General features: G+C 61.3%; 15 protein-coding genes. 11 read left to right on the top strand and 4 right to left on the bottom strand.

Annotated elements, in window-relative coordinates:
• Positions 1-509: 509 nt before the first annotated feature.
• On the bottom strand, positions 510-1,418 hold the full coding sequence (locus tag DMP08_RS03140; protein ID WP_123191538.1) for a diacylglycerol/lipid kinase family protein: 909 nt from the start codon (positions 1,416-1,418) through the stop codon (positions 510-512).
• A 70-nt stretch (positions 1,419-1,488) separates the two neighbouring features.
• Here DMP08_RS03140 and rnd point away from each other — a divergent pair, with 70 nt between their 5' ends.
• The 6 genes from rnd to DMP08_RS03110 all read left to right on the top strand — a co-directional run bounded on the left by rnd (position 1,489) and on the right by DMP08_RS03110 (position 7,064).
• The gene (gene rnd / locus DMP08_RS03135; protein WP_123191537.1) at positions 1,489-2,634 is read left to right on the top strand and encodes a ribonuclease D; all 1,146 of its coding nucleotides are present in this window, start codon (positions 1,489-1,491) and stop codon (positions 2,632-2,634) included.
• Between the two features lie 185 nt (positions 2,635-2,819).
• The gene (locus DMP08_RS03130) at positions 2,820-3,482 is read left to right on the top strand and encodes a zinc metallopeptidase (protein WP_123191536.1); all 663 of its coding nucleotides are present in this window, start codon (positions 2,820-2,822) and stop codon (positions 3,480-3,482) included.
• A 9-nt stretch (positions 3,483-3,491) separates the two neighbouring features.
• Positions 3,492-4,862 (top strand): exodeoxyribonuclease VII large subunit, encoded by a 1,371-nt coding sequence (gene xseA / locus DMP08_RS03125; RefSeq protein WP_123191535.1) that lies wholly within the window; start codon positions 3,492-3,494, stop codon positions 4,860-4,862.
• A complete protein-coding gene (xseB, locus tag DMP08_RS03120) occupies positions 4,859-5,116 on the top strand; it encodes an exodeoxyribonuclease VII small subunit (protein WP_123191534.1) in 258 nt (85 codons plus the stop codon). Before xseA ends, xseB begins: the two co-directional genes overlap by 4 nt.
• 159 nt (positions 5,117-5,275) lie before the next feature.
• Positions 5,276-5,629: a histidine triad nucleotide-binding protein gene (locus tag DMP08_RS03115; protein ID WP_123191533.1), complete on the top strand. Its 354-nt coding sequence runs from the start codon at positions 5,276-5,278 to the stop codon at positions 5,627-5,629.
• Positions 5,630-5,849: 220 nt separating this feature from the next.
• A complete protein-coding gene (locus DMP08_RS03110) occupies positions 5,850-7,064 on the top strand; it encodes an acetate/propionate family kinase (RefSeq protein ID WP_123191532.1) in 1,215 nt (404 codons plus the stop codon).
• 70 nt (positions 7,065-7,134) lie between these two features.
• Here DMP08_RS03110 and pta read toward each other — a convergent pair whose 3' ends face one another.
• Positions 7,135-8,136, bottom strand: coding sequence for a phosphate acetyltransferase (gene pta, locus DMP08_RS03105; RefSeq protein ID WP_123191531.1), 1,002 nt, complete (start codon positions 8,134-8,136; stop codon positions 7,135-7,137).
• Positions 8,137-8,359: 223 nt separating this feature from the next.
• Here pta and glf point away from each other — a divergent pair, with 223 nt between their 5' ends.
• Both glf and DMP08_RS03095 read left to right on the top strand, forming a co-directional pair.
• Positions 8,360-9,574: a UDP-galactopyranose mutase gene (glf, locus tag DMP08_RS03100; protein WP_123191530.1), complete on the top strand. Its 1,215-nt coding sequence runs from the start codon at positions 8,360-8,362 to the stop codon at positions 9,572-9,574.
• A 65-nt stretch (positions 9,575-9,639) separates the two neighbouring features.
• Positions 9,640-10,662 carry a glycosyltransferase family 2 protein gene (locus tag DMP08_RS03095; protein WP_123191529.1) on the top strand — a complete coding sequence of 341 codons (1,023 nt, stop codon included), beginning with the start codon at positions 9,640-9,642 and terminating at the stop codon, positions 10,660-10,662.
• A 613-nt stretch (positions 10,663-11,275) separates the two neighbouring features.
• Here DMP08_RS03095 and DMP08_RS12595 read toward each other — a convergent pair.
• Together DMP08_RS12595 and DMP08_RS03085 are read right to left on the bottom strand one after the other, a co-directional pair.
• The gene (locus DMP08_RS12595) at positions 11,276-11,713 is read right to left on the bottom strand and encodes a hypothetical protein (RefSeq protein WP_244596762.1); all 438 of its coding nucleotides are present in this window, start codon (positions 11,711-11,713) and stop codon (positions 11,276-11,278) included.
• A gap of 507 nt (positions 11,714-12,220) precedes the next feature.
• A complete protein-coding gene (locus tag DMP08_RS03085; RefSeq protein ID WP_123191528.1) occupies positions 12,221-13,933 on the bottom strand; it encodes an OPT/YSL family transporter in 1,713 nt (570 codons plus the stop codon).
• A gap of 146 nt (positions 13,934-14,079) precedes the next feature.
• Between DMP08_RS03085 and DMP08_RS03080 the strand changes: the two genes are divergently transcribed.
• From DMP08_RS03080 to DMP08_RS03070, 3 genes are all read left to right on the top strand, one after another.
• Positions 14,080-14,889 (top strand): type III pantothenate kinase, encoded by an 810-nt coding sequence (locus tag DMP08_RS03080; RefSeq protein ID WP_123191527.1) that lies wholly within the window; start codon positions 14,080-14,082, stop codon positions 14,887-14,889.
• 42 nt (positions 14,890-14,931) lie between these two features.
• Complete coding sequence (locus DMP08_RS03075) at positions 14,932-16,251, top strand: Na+/H+ antiporter NhaC family protein (RefSeq protein ID WP_123191526.1); 1,320 nt, start codon at positions 14,932-14,934, stop codon at positions 16,249-16,251.
• A gap of 287 nt (positions 16,252-16,538) precedes the next feature.
• Entirely contained in the window at positions 16,539-16,982 is a 444-nt protein-coding gene (locus DMP08_RS03070; protein WP_123191525.1) for a YbaN family protein, read from the top strand.
• Positions 16,983-16,986 lie beyond the last annotated feature (4 nt).

Here is a 16,986-nt window from a genome sequence, read left to right as displayed (position 1 = left end):
TTCGCCGATGAACGGCCGTGCAGCTGCAACAAGCCGCACGGCCGTTTTGCGCGCGCTGCCGTGCTGGAGTGCGCGATGCCGGGTGCGCGTTGCTGCGCTGGCGGGTGTACCGCCGGGTGCTGTTGCTGCGCTGGCGGGTGTGCCGCCGGGTGCTGTTGCTGCGCTGGCGAGTCGGTGTTGCGTGAACGTTGCCGTGCGTGTCAAAACGGACGAGTTTTACTGGTCCTTAAGCGAGAATAAAGGCAACCGGCAGCTCCGTGAACTGGGACGATAAAAAACCTTGGCGCGCAGCCTTCGGGCGGAAGCGCAAAATCCCCGCAAAACTCGTCCGTTTTGACACGCGGGCGAGATTTGCGGGGGTGCAGGGTTCGTGAGGTTCACGGGGGGTGCAGGGTTCGCAACGGGGTGCAAGGTTTGCGAGGTTGCGGGGGTGCGAGGTTCGCGGGGAAAACGCCTCCGATGCTGGCGCGGAAGCGTTTCGCAGCCAGCGAGCGCGAGGCGCGAAGCAGCTATTCCGCGAACTGGGCGTAGCCTTCTTCGGACACGATGAGGCGCGCCGCCTTGGGCAGGATGCGGGCGCTGAAGGGAGTGGTGAGGCGGGTGGCTTCGCCGTCGTACTGCACTTCCATGGGCGGATCGGCCTCTACGCGTACCGCACGTGCGCGGTGGATTTCCAGGGCACCCGTTCGATCGGGAAAATCGCCCCCTCGATCCAGGATTCCCGCCAACAGCGCCGGTATCAGTTCGAAGGCGTTTTGCGCTTTGAGCACCACTACGTCGAACACGCCGTCGCGCGGCTTGTTCTCGTGCGTGACGGCGATGTCGAATTGGATGCGGGAGAAGTTCACCAAAAGGATGCCCACGCCCTCGCTTTGCACGGTTTCCCCGTCCAGCTCGATGGTGAAGCGCGACGTTTGCGGCAGAGGGTTCGCAATGGCCGCTGACAGATAGGCCATAGGTCCGAACAGGCGCTTTGCAGGCTCGGCGCCGTGCATGATGGCGGCGTCGTAGCCTGCTCCGGCCATGATGCCGAAGCCGAACCGCTTGTCGGCCACCTCGATTTCGCCCATGTCGAAGTCGAGGGTGCGCATCTCCCTAACCATCTTCGCCAAGGCGTGCGGCTCAAGAGGCGAGGAGAGGTTCAGCGCAAGCAGGTTCGCGGTTCCCGCGGGAAACGGCAAAACGGGCACGCCCGTGTTCGCCAGCAGATAGTTGACCGTCGCCACCGTGCCGTCGCCGCCGCTTGCAACCACGGCATCGTAGGATGCGGCGTCGTCGAGCAGCGCGCTCACAGGGGTCGTTCCGTCGGTGGAGCGGACGCACACCTCGTCGCCGTCTTGGACGGCGGAACGGATGAAGTCGTATACGGAGCCGTCTCCGAACCCGGACGAGAGATTGTTGATGACGAGCAGTTTCACAGATTCCCTTTCAGTTGCTATGATGGCATGGTACAACATAGAGCGTGAAACACAAGGTAAGGAACCCCCGGTGTACATAGCAAACCAAGAAAACCTCGTGGCGTTCGTCGAGCGCGCCATGCGTTCGAGCGTTCTGGCGATCGATACGGAGTTTCTTCGCGAGAAAACCTACTACGCGAAGCTGTGCCTTATTCAGCTGGCCACCGACGACGAAGCTGTTATCGTGGACCCGTTCTCCGTCGGCGATCTGGGCGCACTGAAGCCGGTGCTGGAAAACGAAAGCGTCGTGAAGCTGTTCCATGCGGGCTCTCAGGATCTGGAGATTCTTTTGCGCGAAGTGGGCGTGCTGCCGCGGCCGATTTTCGACACGCAGGTGGCGGCGGCCCTTCTGGGCCACACGCAGCAGATCGGTTACGCCGCGCTGGTGGGGGCGGAATGCGGCGTCACGCTCAAGAAGATCGACTCGTTCACCGATTGGTCGCGTCGACCTTTGTCCGAATCCCAGTTGGATTACGCTGCCGACGACGTGGTGTACCTACCGCGCATGTACAAGCGCATGCGTGCGGAACTGGAGCGCAGGGGCAGGCTGGACTGGCTCGAACGCGATTTCGAGGAGATGAGCGATCCGGCCAAGTACGCAACCGACGAGCGCAGCCGGTATCGCCGCCTCAAGCGCGTTTCCCAGTTGTCGCGCCGCCAGCTTTCCGCGGCGCGCGAAGTGGCCGCATGGCGAGAGCTGGAGGCCCAGCGCCGCGACGTGCCGCGCAAATGGGTGGTCACCGACGAGCAGATCGTCGAGGCGTGCAAGCGCGAGGCGCGCTCCATCGACGAGTTGTTCATGGTGCGCGGCATGTCCGACAAGCTGTCGACGCGCGACGCGCGCACGGTGGTCTCTCTCATGACGTCCGCGCTGGACGCGCCGCCTGATTCCTGGCCTGACGTCGATCGTTGCAGCAAAAACGAGCCGAACGTCGACGCGCAGGTGGATATGATGACGGCTGTCGTGCGCTTGCGTGCGAAGGAGAGCGGCGTGGCGTTTCCCACCTTGGCGAGCCATGACGATCTTGCGCGGGTCGCACGCGGCTATCGCGACGACATCGACCTTCTGCGCGGATGGCGTCGCTCGCTTGTGGGCGAGGAGCTTTTGGAGCTTTTGGAGGGCAAGCTGTCGCTCAGGCTCGACGGCGGCGAGCTCAAGGTGGATCGCATCGCGTAAGCACCTGCTTTAGAGGGCCTGACCCCGCATCTTGCAGTTCACGAAACGGTGACGGACGTTTGGTGATTTCACATAGCTTTTCGGCTTGTTTTCAGCGTGATTTCCCGGTCTTGTATACTGAAAGGGTAAGAGATGCAGCGGCCGAGGCGGCCGTGGAAGCTACCCCTTTGAAGGAGTGTTTCAAGTTGAGTGGTTCGTATTTGCTTTTGATCATCGTTACGCTTGCCGTCGGCGGCCTTGCCACGTGGTACGTTAACTCCCAGTTGAAGAAGTACACGCATGTGCCCATTTCCACGGGGCTGACAGGCGCCGAGACGGCTCGTCGCATGTTGCAGTACTACGGCATTACGGGCGTTGAGGTGCATAGGGGCGGTCCTGGCCAGGACTTCTTCGATCCTCGCACGAACTCGGTGACGTTGGGCCCCGATTCCTACGACGGGCGTTCCATCACCGCCACCGCCACCGCCTGCCATGAGGTGGGGCATGCGTACCAGTACGCGCAGAACTATGCGCCCATGAAGATCCGCGGCGCTTTGGTGCCCGTGGTGAACCTGGCGTCGAACGCCTGGATATTCCTGCTGATGCTCGGCATCTTCATGCAGCTTTCCGGTCTGACCACCCTTGCGATCATCATGTACGGCGCAGTGGTGCTGTTCCAGCTGGTCACGTTGCCGGTCGAGTTCGACGCATCCAAACGCGCTATGGTGTACATGAACACTGCCGCGCTGCCGCAGTCGGAGCAGGCTGGCGCGTTCAGCGTGCTGCGCGCGTGCGCCTTCACCTACGTGGCGGCTGCCCTCACCTCCGTCCTCCAGCTGCTGTGGCTGCTGGGCCAACGTCAGGAATAGCTTCGGCGCATGGATGGGCAAGAAAGAGCCTCGGCGCTTTCCGTCTCCGCCGCGATGGCGCTGGCGAAGGGCGCGCTCGAGGGCGTGACGGTGCGGCTTGTGGGCGAGGTCTCCGAGCTGTCGAACAAGCCCGGCTACAAGGCGGTGTACTTCACCGTCAAGGACAAGAGCGCCGCACTGCCATGCATGATGTGGGTCAATCGCTATCAGGCGTCGGGCGTGCAGCTGAACGTGGGGCAGCTGGTTGAGCTGACCGGGCGTTTCACGCTGTACGCGGCGAAGGGCCGCATGAACTTCGACGTGTTCTCCGTGGCGTTGGCGGGCGAGGGCAACTTGCGCTTGCAGGTTGCGAACCTGGCTCGCAAGCTGGAGGCGGAAGGGCTCATGCGGCCTGAGCGCAAACTATCCGTCCCGGCGTTTCCCCTGACGATTGGCTTGGTGACGTCTCCGAGGGGCGCGGCGGTCCACGATGTCCTGCGCACGCTGCGGCGTCGTTTCCCTGTGGCGCGCGTGGTCTTGGCGGGCGTTCCGGTAGAGGGTCCGCGCGCGCCGGAGGATATCGTGGAGGGCATGCGCTGCGTACTGCGCGCGGGCGCCGAGGTGATCTTGGTCGTGCGCGGCGGCGGCTCGTTCGAAGATCTTATGCCGTTCAACGACGAGGGCCTTGCGCGAGCGATCTCAAAGTGCCCCGTGCCCGTGGTGACCGGCATCGGGCATGAGCCCGACACGTCCATCGCCGACATGGTCGCCGACGTGCGCGCTTCCACGCCCACGGCGGCCGCCGAAGCGGTAAGCCCGGCACGCGAAAACTTGGAGCATGTGCTCGAGGCGCGCTCGCGCTCGCTCGCGGCGAGCGCCGGGCGGGCGGTGGAACGAGCGACGGCCGAGGTGCGACGCATTGCGACCCGGCCCGTGCTGCGCGATGCGAACCTGCTGCTCGCGGCCGAGGCGCAAGGGCTTGATATGGCTGCGGAGCGTTTGTTCCGCGCCATTCCCGCGAATCTCGAGCGCGATCAAGAGCGCTTGGAGCGACAGCGCGAACGTCTTGCGCGCGTCCTTCCACAGAACGTGGCGCGCGATCGCGATCGGCTTGCCCGCGAACGCGATCGGCTCGCCCTTGCGGGCAACGCGGTCGTTTCGCGGTTCGAACAGCAGGCTGGTCTTGCCGCCGCTCGCTTGAACGACCTTTCGCCGCTTGCCGTATTGGGTCGCGGCTACGCTATTGCGCGCACCGCCGAGGGCGGTGTGGTGAAAAGCGTGGAGGCTGCGCCTGTCGGATCGTTGGTGGACGTGTCGGTGTCTGACGGCGTGCTTGCTTGCCGCGTGGAGAAAGCGCATCGAATTGATACCGAAGTCGTAGTTTGGGAGGACGTGTCATGATGGAGAATACCGAACCTAAACCTATTGAGGAGCTGTCGTTTCGCGAGGCCATGGCGGAGCTGGACGGCATCGTAGGCGTTTTGGAGAGCAATTCGCTCGAACTGGAGGACAGCCTGCGAAGCTACGAGCGCGGCGTGTCGCTTCTGCGCGCTTTGCAGGGCCGCTTGACCGAGGCACAGCAAAAGGTGGACGTGCTCATGGGCGAGCTCGTGGCCGACGTCGACGACGGCGCGCGCGACACCAGCCTGTCTTAATGCGTTCCTGTGTTCGAGATGGGGTCTTGCAAGACCGTCGCTTCGCTCCAAGGATCTTGCGGACCCCACCTCGATTGCTCGGCGGAGCTGGTAGGTTTCGGGACGTGCCGTTGTCGACGGCGGCCCCAGGATACGCTGGAACCGGAGAAAGGGATTAGCATGATCAAAGAGGATTGCCTGTTCTGCAAGATCGTGGCGGGGGAAATCCCGTCGACCAAGGTGTACGAGGACGATCGGGTGCTGGCGTTCGAGGACGTCAATCCGCAGATGCCCGTGCACACGCTCATCGTGCCGAAGAATCACTACGACAACATCGGCGACGGCATCCCCGAGGATGAGATGGGGTACCTGTTCAACACGGTAAAGAAAGTAGCTGAGCTCAAAGGCATCGCCGAGAGCGGCTACCGTGTGATCGTGAATACGAACGACGACGCACAGCAGTCCGTGCACCATATTCACGTGCACGTTTTGGGCGGCGCGCCCATGAACTCGGGCGATCCCTCGCAAAAATAGTCTTTTCGCCCGCAAGGGCGCAGGACCAACGAGACAGAGCCGGTAAGGCGGGGGGATGTCCTTCCGCCTTGCCGGCTCTCGTTGTGTTCGGCATAAAGTCCCAGCTTTGTTTTCGGTGAACGGCGCGCCGCTTGCCGATAGGACACCTCCTTTGAATACGGCCTTTTGCGCATGCGCCTAAAATATATCCCTTGGGAATAGTAAATAAGGAGGCAGATCGTTGAACGTCCTAGTTATCAATGCGGGATCATCTTCCTTGAAGTACCAGCTGGTCAACGTTGAGCAGCATGAGCTTTTGGCGAAGGGCATCTGCGAGCGCGTCGGTTCGGCTGAAGCGTTTCACAAGCACGGGCTCGACGAGAACGAGCAGGTCATCGATGCGAAGATGGCCGATCATGACGACGCGATGGCGCTGGTGCTCGAATCTTTGACCGAGGGACCCACCAAGGCTATCGATTCCCTTTCGGAGATCGACGCCGTTGGGCATCGCATCGTTCAGGGCGGGAAGTACTTTGACCGGTCCGTCCTCATCGACGATGACGTGATCGCGAAGATCGACGAGCTGGCAGAGCTTGCTCCCCTGCACAACGGCGCCGCCCTCATGGGCATCCATGCGTGCATGAAGCATATGCCGGACGTGCCCATGGTTGCCGTGTTCGACACGTCGTTTTTCCAGACGTTGCCGCCGAAGGCGTTCATGTACCCCTTGCCTTACGAGCTGTACGAGAAGTACGCCATTCGCAAGTACGGTGCGCACGGCACGTCCCATCGCTACATCTCCGAGCGCGCGGCAGTGGTGCTCGACGAGCCGATCGAAGACCTCAAGCTGATCACGTGCCACCTGGGCAACGGCTGCTCCATCAGCGCCATCGATCACGGCGTGGCTGTGGACACGTCCATGGGGCTCACGCCCCTCGACGGTCTCATGATGGGCACGCGTTGCGGGGCGATCGACCCCGCCATCGTGCCGTTCGTTATGGAGCATGAGAACTTGACCGGCGCCGAGATGAACGACTTGATGAACAAGAAGTCGGGCCTTCTGGGCATCTCCGGCATCTCGAACGATCTGCGCAGCGTGCGCGACGCCTCCGAGCAGGGCGACGAACGTGCGCAGCTGGCTTACGACATGTACTCGAACTCGGTGAAAAAGTACATTGGCCAGTACATCGCCGTTATGGGCGGCGTGGATGCTATCGTGTTGACGGCGGGCGTGGGCGAGAACTGCGAGAAAATGCGCCGCATGATCTTCTCGGGCCTGCAGCCCCTTGGCATCGTCTTGGACGAGGAGCGCAACCGCCAGCGCGGCTTCGAGCGCGAGATTTCGACGGACGGCTCGTTGGTGAAGATCATCATCATTCCCACGAACGAGGAGTACATGATCGCTCGCGACACCTTCGACATTGTGCACGAGAAGGCGAACGAGCCGTTGATCTAGGGTAATCGGCGATAAGAAAAGGCGACTACGGTCGCCTTTTCTTATCGCTTGCAAGTACCGTTCCGGTAGGTTATTCAGCGGCCTTCTTTGCCTGGGCCTGCACGCAGGTGATGGCGATGACGCCTACGATGTCGTCGGCGGTGCATCCGCGCGACAGATCGTTCACCGGGGCGGCGATACCCTGCGTTACCGGGCCGTACGCCTCGGCGCGCGCCAGACGCTGCACCAGCTTGTAGCCGATGTTGCCGGCGTCCAGATCAGGGAAGATCAGCACGTTGGCACGGCCTGCAACGGGGGAGTCCGGAGCCTTCGATGCGCCCACGGAGGGAACGATAGCGGCATCGAGCTGAAGCTCGCCGTCAAGCGCCAATTCCGGCGCCAACTCTTTGGCGATGGCCGTCGCTTCGACCACCTTGGCGGCGTCGTCGTTCTTCGCTGAGCCGTACGACGAATGCGAGAGCATCGCCACGGTGGGCTCGGTGCCGATGAGCGTTTTCCACGACTGCGCCGAGTTCACGGCGATATGGGCGAGCTTTTCAGCATCGGGCTGGACTTCCAGGCCGCAGTCGCTGAACAGGAAGGTTCCTTCCTGGCCCAGATCGCAGTTGGGCACCACCATGATGAAGAACGAGCTGACCAGCTTCACGCCCGGTGCGGTCTTGAGAATCTGCAGGCTGGGGCGCAGCACGTCGCCCGTGGAGTGGCAAGCGCCAGCCACCATGCCGTCGGCAAGGCCGGCCTTCACCATCATGACGCCGAAGTACAGAACGTCGTTCAGCTTCTCGTCGGCGGCTTCGGGGGTCATGCCCTTCGCTTTGCGCAGCTCGTAGAACTGGCTTGCAAGCTCGGCGCGCAGCTCGGACGTGCGCGGGTCCACGATCCGCGCACCGTCGAGTCGGTATGCGGAGGCTTCGATGGCGGCCGCGTCGCCAAGAATGACGAGGTCGGCCACGCCGTCGGCCAGGATGCGTTCCGCAGCCGCCAGCGTACGCTCGTCGTCGCCTTCAGGGAGCACGATGGTTTGCTTGTTCTCCGTGGCTCGGGCGAGCATGGAATCGAGAAATGAACTCATGGCACCGTCCTTACGATCAAGTATCAAATTGCCGCTTCCAGCGCTGCGGCCGCGCTCGCATTCGTTTCCGAATTTATCCACTTTATATGATAATCCACGCAGCCCCGACCCTTCCCGGTAAAATAACGTGCGGCATATTTGGCGCGGCAAAGCGCGCGTTTCAAGCATAGGATTCCCTCGCAGGCGCAGATGAGCTGGCGGGAAGGACAAGGAAGGCAGCTTCATGGGTGTGCAGTACCGGAAGTTCACTGACCTAGACAGGTCTGATTTCGACGTCATCGTTGTGGGCAGCGGTTTTGCTGGCAGCGTGGTGGCGCGCGAGTTGGCGGAGCGCGCCGGCAAGCGCGTTCTCATCATCGAGAAGCGCAGCCACATCGGCGGCAATATGTACGACGAGGCGGACGAAGCGGGCATCCTGGTGCACCGCTACGGGCCGCATATCTTCCATACCAACGACAAGCGCGCCTTCGACTACGTGCGCCGCTTCACCGATTGGCGCGATTACCAGCACGAGGTGCTGGCGGACTGGTACGGCACGTACATGCCGGTGCCGTTCAACAAGAATTCGATGGAAATAGCGTTCGGCCAGGAGAAGGCTGCCAAGCTGACCGAAAAGCTGATCGAGACGTTCGGCGACGAGCGCAAGGTCACCATCAACGAGTTGCGCGCGCAGGACGATCCCGAGCTTACCGAGATCGCCGACTTCATCTACAAGAACGTCTTCCTCTACTACACGCAGAAGCAGTGGGGCCTCACGCCCGAAGAGGTCGATCCCAGCGTGACCGCGCGCGTGCCCGTGTTCGTGTCGCGCGACAACCGCTACTTCCAGGACGCCTACCAGGGCATGCCTGCAGACGGCTACACGCCGCTGTTCGAGCGCATGCTCGACCACGAGAACATTGTGGTATGCCTGAATACCGAAGCGGAAAGCGTGTTCGACCTGGAGTTCGAGAGCGGCGACGAGAATGCCCCGCTCACGGCTATCAACGTCAAGGACCAGGCGTTCGAGGGCCCCATCGTCTATACGGGCCCGCTTGACGAGCTGTTCCTCTCGCGTTTTGGGCGCCTTCCGTACCGCAGCTTGGACTTCGTGTACGAAACGCACGACAAAGAGCAGGTTCTTCCGTGCGGAACGGTGAACTTCACCGTGACCGAGGACTACACGCGCATCACCGAGTTCAAGCATCTGACGGGTCAGGCGGCTCCCAAGACCACCATCATGAAAGAGTACAGCCACTCCTACGACGATCCCAAGAAGCAGATTCCGTACTACGCCATCATCAACGATCAGAACAACGCTCACTACGAGCGCTATCTGGCGTTGACCAAGCCCCTTGCGAACTTCTATCCGCTGGGTCGCTTGGCCGAGTACCGCTACTACAACATGGATGTCATCATCGGTCGGGCCCTTGCGCTGGCCGATCAGCTGGCGGGGTAACAGGCATCGATTGCGCGGCGGGGGCGCTCCTGCCGCGCTCTACCAAGACGACGGGGATAAGAACCATGAAGACCATTTCATTCGCCATTCCGTGCTACAACTCGGCGGCGTACATGGACAAGTGCATCGAGTCCATCCTGAAGTGCGGCGATGATATAGAGATCATCATCGTGGACGATGGATCGACCAAAGACGAGACGCCGGCGAAGGCCGATGCTTGGGCGGCGAAGTATCCGGACATCATCCGCGCCGTGCACCAGGAGAACGGCGGCCACGGTCAGGCGGTGAACACGGGTCTCGCGAACGCGACGGGCCGTTACTTCAAGGTGGTTGATTCGGACGACTGGCTCGACGAGCACTCCATGTCCGAGATCATGGGTTACCTGCGCTTCCAGTGCGAGCTGGAAAACGCCGTTGACCTGGTAATCGGCAACTACGTGTACGAGAAGGTGCACGAGGGGTCGCGCACCGTCATGCACTACCGTAACGTGTTCCCCGAAGGCCGCGTGTTCGGCTGGTCCGACGTGGGGCATTTCCTGCCTAGCCAATACCTGCTCATGCATTCGGTCATCTATCGCACCCAGCTTTTGAAGGATATCGGGCTTGAATTGCCGAAGCACACGTTCTATGTGGACAATATTTTCGTGTACGTGCCGTTGCCGCATGTCAAGACCATTTACTATCGCGATTTGGACATGTACCGGTACTTCATCGGTCGCGAGGATCAGAGCGTCAACGAAAGCGTGATGATCGGCCGCATCGACCAGCAGCTGCGTGTCACGCGCACCATGATCGATGCCGTGCGCCTGCCTGACGACGTGCCCGAGAAGCGACTCGAGCGCTACATGGAGAACTACCTGTCCATGATGATGTGCATTTGCTCCATCTTCTTGCGCATGATCGACACCGACGAGGCGGAGGACAAGCGCGAGGCTATCTGGGATTACCTTAAGCGCCAGGATCCGGATGTGTATCGCCGCATACGTCGCAGCGCGCTCAACATGGGCACGAACCTGCCTACCGGCCTTGGTCGCAAGATAGGCATCACGGGCTATCGCATGGCCCAGAAGATCTTCAAGTTCAACTAGAGCGCAACCAACTAGAGCGAAAGCGGCCTTCGGCCCGCTTTCTGCTTCTTGGATCCGGTTTTCGAACCACGCCGTTGCTCTTTGTTTCCGATCATCGTTTTGCAGTTCGAGACCCCTCGACCCTCAGCTCCCGTTCTCGCTCCTTCGTGGCTCATTGTCGCCCGAAACGTACGGTTTTCTCGTCGAAACCGTACGTTTCGGGCGACAATTTCCTGAACTAGACGCCAAAAGGCTCGAAAGGACCCTCCTCGAAGCTGCGCACCGTGAAAACCTGCGCCGAATCCGAGCGGGAGCGTTCGAGCTTCCGCTCGGCAAGAGCAGTTTCGGTGCTGCGAGGAATCCCATACCTCTCGAGCAGTTTCACGAAGTGCGCCTCGTTTGTCAGGTCTTCGTACGAAAACCTGACGATCGGCATGCCGTACAGCGTAATCTGGGCTTCTCTATGACGCTCGTCGGCAAGCGCCCGCAACGAAGACCGGCCACCGAGCAATTTCGCATCCTCGTATTTCTGCATCCCATCGAACTCCCCAAGGACCTTGCCTCCATCCAAGCGAGTCCAAAGGAAATCGACGCGATAGAACCGTCCCACATGCAAGGGCTGCGGTAGAACGACCTAAAGCTCGGGAAGCGCAAAACCCTGCCTGATCATCACGGCGCGCGCAATAGATTCGCCTCCGCTTTCGCTCAAAGGGTCAGCGTGGTACATCGTGCGAACAGCATCGGCGACACGAGAATGGCCGCTTCCCAAGCGTTTGAAGCAGGAAACGAACCAACTCGATGGTTTTCCGCTCACGCGCAGCGCGCTGTCGGCAACGGCAAGCGCTTGCTCGAAGCCGGAAGTGCGCATGCAGTCGAAAACGGTTCGTGAAAGCGACGTTACCCGAAGCCCGCGAACGACCACGGGCTCGTCGCCCGAAATCACGTGCCATCGAACGCTCTTCGAGCTGACGTTGCGCCTCGACCGGGACGTTGCAACGTGAACCACGTCCAGGCTGCTGTACGAAACGGACAGGCCGAATGCAACGGCAGCCGATTCGTGGCAAAAACCCAATCCGGATGCAGTTCCTGCACGGTGCGGAGCACGTAGAGTGCCTGATCGAACCTCGAAAGTCCATTCCAGCGCGACGAGCTTGCATACACGCCTCGCATCGGACGAACGACTGCCCCGCATTCGGCGCGTCTCCGCAAGGCCGCCCGAACGCGATCGCAAGAGGGAACCAGGCATTTTTCCGTACGTTCGGCTTGCAAGAGCAGCCCGGCTAGTTCTGCATCATTGGCTTTCATCGCATCCCACCATCATCCGACCCATGAGACCTTGACCTATCATTTCACAGAATCCGTGCAGGCGGACGGCAGACATTCGGTTCGTAGGACGAACATTGTCGCCCGAAACGTACGGTTTTCTCATTGAAACCGTACGTTTCGGGCGACAATGCGGGCTAAAGCCTGCGGACGCCACGGCTGCGTGCTGCGACGCGGGCGCAGCACGCAGCCGGTGGTTCGCGATGCGACCTGCAGCGATATCGTTGCAGGTCGCATTGTTGCTGCAGGCTCGGCGTTACGCGCCCATTCCGGCGAACACGGCGGCGAAGGCCACCAGTACGCCGACGATGGACTCGCCGCCCAAAACGCCGCTCGATACCACAAGACCGGTCTCCTGTTGCTCCTTCTCCTTCGCGGCGCGCTCGTCGGGGGAGAGCTTGGCGCGGCGGCGCTTGCACGCGCTCTCGTAGACTACCTTGACCATGGCGCCGATGAACGCGGTGAGCGACATGTAGAAAGGCAGGTAGATGCCCAGGCCCAGCATCATGGCGGGGAAGTTCAGCAGGTAGAGCGCGAATCCCGCCGCAAGCCCAAGGGCGAACGCCGGCACGGACGGGATGCCCGACACCATGGTGGCCACTACCGACGCTTGCGCCGACACGAACGATCCGGTGGGGCCGAACGATTCCGGCCCGTAAGCGCTCACCAGCACGGCCATGACGGCCACGGCCACGATCGCGCCCAGCACGGCGCCGATGGCCTGGCCGATCCACTGCGCCTTCGGGGACGTGCCCAGCACGTGGCCGGCATGGAAATCGTTCATCACGTCGCCGGCCAAGCCGCATGCGACGGCCACGATGCCTGCGACGAAGAACAGCTGAACCTGCGGTACGCTCGATACGGCCGCCACGGCCAGAAGCACGATAAGGCCGAAGATCTCCATGGGGTCGATGCCCGTTTGGCCCACGCTTTGCGCGCTCATGGCCGTAGCCACCCAGGCCAGCGCCACCACGATCACGGCGGGTACGGGGCCGAGCTGCAGCCCGAAGCAGATGAGCAGCGCCACGGCTGCCACGCCGCATGCGGCAATGCCCGCGCTTAGGCGGATGCGGCGCCGTGCTGCCGGATTGTCGCTCGAGCCGTTCGAGGGCGCGGAGCTGGCGGCCACGGTGAGCGAGCCTTTCGTGTTCTTGATCATCTGCCATGCTTTAGGCAGGATGTTCTTGAAAATGACGCCCAGGCCGGCGCCCATCATCACGCCCATGCCCAAGCTGGACGCGATTCCCTGCCCGGATGCAACGTCCCACAGCCCGGTTGCCGATCCGCCTACGATGATGCCGAAGTTTGCGAACAGCGCTCCGGCGAACCATACGATCACCGCGCCCGTGCCCACCAAAAAGCCTACGGCTAAGAGCATGGGCGAGTTGTAGATGCCGAATGCGACTCCGGGAACGGCTACGTTGCCGAACAGCATGGCCGGGATCACGCCGAAGAAATCACGCAGCGCAGTGTAGACGCCGGCAAGGCCCATGGAACCGAACAGCTTGAGGCCCACCTTGCCCCCTGCGTTGCCGGCGATGAGCGTTTGCGCAGCCGCTTCTCCAATAGGGTATTCCAGCTCGGCGTCCTCGATGAAGTGCCGCCGCAACATAACGGTGCAGATAAGGCCCAAGATCACGCCGGACAGCGCAACCAGCAGCATCTCGAACCATCCCACTTCGTCGGCATAGCCCAGCATCCAGATGCCGGGGATGGTGAACGCGAGGCCGCCCGCCACCATGGCGCCGGCCGACATAACCGTATGCGTGACGTTCGCTTCGTTGAGGCTGGCTTTTCCGCGACCGAGGCCTTTCAGGAAAAACAGCGAGATGATGGCCGCGAACACGATAGGCCAAGGGAGCGCCCCCATTTTGAGGGCCGTGTACACCGATGCCGCGGTGATGATGGCGCAGCCCGCGCAGCCTATAAGAACGCCGCGCAGCGTCAGCTGCCCTTTGACAGAGTCCATATCCTTCTCCTTTTCGTATATCCGCTTCCCCTTGCGTTTTAGGAAGTCGGGTTACTGATCGGACGCGTACAGTATAATCGGTGCGGCGCGCGACGAGTATCGTTAAATTCGCGTGATTGTGTAATTCATGAAGGAAGGCGGCTTCTATGAGCGAGGGTCGAGCCGGGCAGCGTATATGCGCGTTTCAGTCGGTATTGGCTGTTGACGTGGGGAATTCGGTGACCAATCTGGGCTTGTTCGAAGCGGGCGAGCTGACGGCTACCTGGACGGCTACAACGTACGAGCGCATGACGGCCGACGAGGTTCGCGTTCGGATATCCTCGTTTCTGGCGACGCTCGACAATCCCGTTTCCGTTGACGACGGCATTGTGGCGTCGGTGGTTCCCGGTTTGACGGACGCGTGGACTGCCGCCGTGAAGAGCCTGACGGGAAGGCGCCCGGTCGTGGTGGGTCCCGGTTTGAAGACGGGGGTCAAGATGCGCTACAACGATCCGGGCGAGCTGGGGGCTGATCGCGTAGCCGACCTTGCCGCCGCGAAGGCTGCGTACGAGCCGCCGTTTTTGGTGGTCGATTTGGGTACGACGACTAACTTCGAGGTAGTTGATGCTGACGGCGTGTTCGTAGGCGGCATCATCGCTCCGGGCCTGAAGCTTTCTGCACGGGCGGTGTCGGATGCGGCTGCCCAGCTGGCGGTTGTGGATCTTCGCACGCCGGCGTCGGTGATCGGGAAGAACACGCGCGAAGCCATGCAGGCCGGCGTGGTCATGGGCGAAGTCGCGCGCATCGACGGGTTGGTGGATGCCGTGTGGCGCGAGCTGGGGTATCGGACGACTGTTGTTGCCACGGGCGAGGACGCACAGGCGATGGCGGCGCTTTCGCAGCGCGTGACCTGCGCCGACGAGCACTTGACCTTGCGCGGTTTGGGGATATTGCACGGCCTGAATCGGCGTTGCTAGGGTACAATAAGCGGATTGTTCCAATTGGAAAGGGGTTCGTGCATGGAAAAGGGGAACGTGAAGGCGCTTCTGCCCATCGGGGTGTTCCTCGTACTGTATCTGGGCTTGGGCGTGCTGTTCGAGTACGTTCTGGGCATTTCGATGGGGTTCTACAACATCCCCATCGTGGTGATCTTCCTGATCGCGCTGATGGTTGCTTGCTTCCAAAACCGCAAGCTTCCCTTCGACGACAAGCTTGTCATCATGGGCCGCGGCATCGGGGACAAGACGATCGTCACCATGATCCTCATCTTCATGGCTGCCGGCATATTTGTGGGCACCGTCGGGCGCGATAGCGCGGAAAGCGTCGCTTACCTGCTGCTTTCCGTTATCCCTGCTGAGTATTCAGTGGTTGTTCTGTTTGTGGTCAGCTGTTTCGTGTCGCTGTCCATGGGAACGTCGGTGGGTACCATCACGCTTATCACGCCCATCGCCGTGGCCGTGTCCGCTGCGTCAGGGTTTGACATGCCCCTGTGCGTGGCCAGCGTCATGGGCGGCGCGATGTTCGGCGATAACCTCTCGTTCATTTCCGATACCACCATCGCGGCATGCCAGGGCCAAGGTTGCCAGATGAAGGACAAGTTCCGCGAGAACTTCAAGATCGCCCTGCCTGCCGCCATTGCGACGCTGGTCATCATCTTGGTGCTGTCGCTGGGCGCCGACATCAGCGGGACCGTGCATCATGAGTACGATCTGATCCAGCTTGTCCCGTACCTGATCGTGCTGATCGGCGGCATCGTGGGCATCAACGTGTTCATCGTGCTGCTGCTGGGCATCGTGTCCGGCTCTTTCATCATGATGGCAACCGGGGCGACCGCTCCCACCGACCTGCTGGCCAACATGGGTTCGGGCGCCGCCGGCATGTTCGAGACCACCATGGTGGCCGTGCTGGTAAGCGCGATTTGCGCCCTCATTCGCGAGTACGGCGGCTTCACCGCTTTGCTGAACGGCATCAAAAGCCTGTTCAAGAGCAAGAAGGGCGGCCAGCTGGGCATGGGTTTGCTGGTAGGCGCTATGGACGTCGCCACGGCGAACAACACGGTTGCCATCGTTATGGCCAACCCCATCGCGGCCGACATGGCGAAGACCTACGACATCACGCCGCGCAAGACCGCGTCCATTCTGGACACGTTCTCTTGCGTGTTCCAGGGGGTTATCCCGTACGGTGCGCAGATGCTCGTGGCCGTTTCGGCTACGGCTGAACTGGGATATGCGCTGTCGGCGTTCCAGATCATTCCGTTTTTGTTCTATCCGTTCCTGCTGTTGATCAGTTCGCTTGTGTTCATCTTCCTGGTGCCCGAAAAGAAGGTCGAGAACGCGTAAGGCAGCCGTTTGCTTCATGTGTTTTGCGATGCTGCGCCTCTTCAGGGGCGCAGCATTTTTTTGATGAGACGAAGGGACGGGGTCAATGACTCATTTTCAGCCGCAGGCCAGAAAATGAGTCATTGACCCCGTCCCTTCGTCTCATCGGATACCTGCTTTGGTTGAGAAAATTAGCCAAGGTTTACAATATGGCGGTCGTCTCGTATCCTATCTATGTTAGTTTTGGATAACAAAGGGTCGTCCGGCTTCGGGCGACGTGGTCGGTGCGATGCGAAGGATGCTCGTCTATGAAGAAACGCAGGATCGGACAACGGTTATGGGCCTTCGGGGGGCTTGCGAGCTTCGGCTTGGGCGCGCTTGGTGCTGTGGTCCCGATTCTGCCGACGACTCCGTTTTTGCTTCTGGCAGCGTTTTGTTTCGCTCGCAGCTCGGATCGGGTGAATGCGTGGTTCCGCTCGACCAGGCTTTACCGCTCGGTTGTCGAAGGGTACGCCACCAAGCGCACGATGACCGTCAAGGCGAAGCTCCTGCTGCTCGGCCCGCTTACCGTCGTGCTGGGGGTTTCGTTCGCGCTCATGGCCAACGTGCCGGTCGGCCGCATCGTGGTGGCTGTGGTGTGGATCGCGCATATCGTGTATTTCGGGTTTGTGGTCAAGACCGACCGGCCGTCCCCTGCGGCGCCGTCGAACGTCGATGCGCCGTCGCGACCCGTCGAGTCGACTGAAAGGTAGATGT

The organism is Paraeggerthella hongkongensis (assembly GCF_003726035.1).
GTDB classification, from domain to species: Bacteria; Actinomycetota; Coriobacteriia; order Coriobacteriales; family Eggerthellaceae; genus Paraeggerthella; species Paraeggerthella hongkongensis.
The sequence above is the reverse complement of the archived record's forward strand: the minus strand, read 5'-3'. Positions and strand labels throughout refer to the sequence as shown.

What these genes read in the sequence shown, in the direction of transcription:
- xseA (WP_123191535.1), top strand. Translation starts at nt 3,492, where the DNA reads ATGGATGGGCAAGAAAGAGCCTCGGCGCTTTCCGTCTCCGCCGCGATG.
- xseB (WP_123191534.1), top strand. Translation starts at nt 4,859, where the DNA reads ATGATGGAGAATACCGAACCTAAACCTATTGAGGAGCTGTCGTTTCGC.
- DMP08_RS03115 (WP_123191533.1), top strand. Translation starts at nt 5,276, where the DNA reads ATGATCAAAGAGGATTGCCTGTTCTGCAAGATCGTGGCGGGGGAAATC.
- pta (WP_123191531.1), bottom strand. Translation starts at nt 8,136, where the DNA reads ATGAGTTCATTTCTCGATTCCATGCTCGCCCGAGCCACGGAGAACAAG.
- glf (WP_123191530.1), top strand. Translation starts at nt 8,360, where the DNA reads ATGGGTGTGCAGTACCGGAAGTTCACTGACCTAGACAGGTCTGATTTC.
- DMP08_RS03095 (WP_123191529.1), top strand. Translation starts at nt 9,640, where the DNA reads ATGAAGACCATTTCATTCGCCATTCCGTGCTACAACTCGGCGGCGTAC.
- DMP08_RS03085 (WP_123191528.1), bottom strand. Translation starts at nt 13,933, where the DNA reads ATGGACTCTGTCAAAGGGCAGCTGACGCTGCGCGGCGTTCTTATAGGC.
- DMP08_RS03080 (WP_123191527.1), top strand. Translation starts at nt 14,080, where the DNA reads ATGAGCGAGGGTCGAGCCGGGCAGCGTATATGCGCGTTTCAGTCGGTA.
- DMP08_RS03075 (WP_123191526.1), top strand. Translation starts at nt 14,932, where the DNA reads ATGGAAAAGGGGAACGTGAAGGCGCTTCTGCCCATCGGGGTGTTCCTC.
- DMP08_RS03070 (WP_123191525.1), top strand. Translation starts at nt 16,539, where the DNA reads ATGAAGAAACGCAGGATCGGACAACGGTTATGGGCCTTCGGGGGGCTT.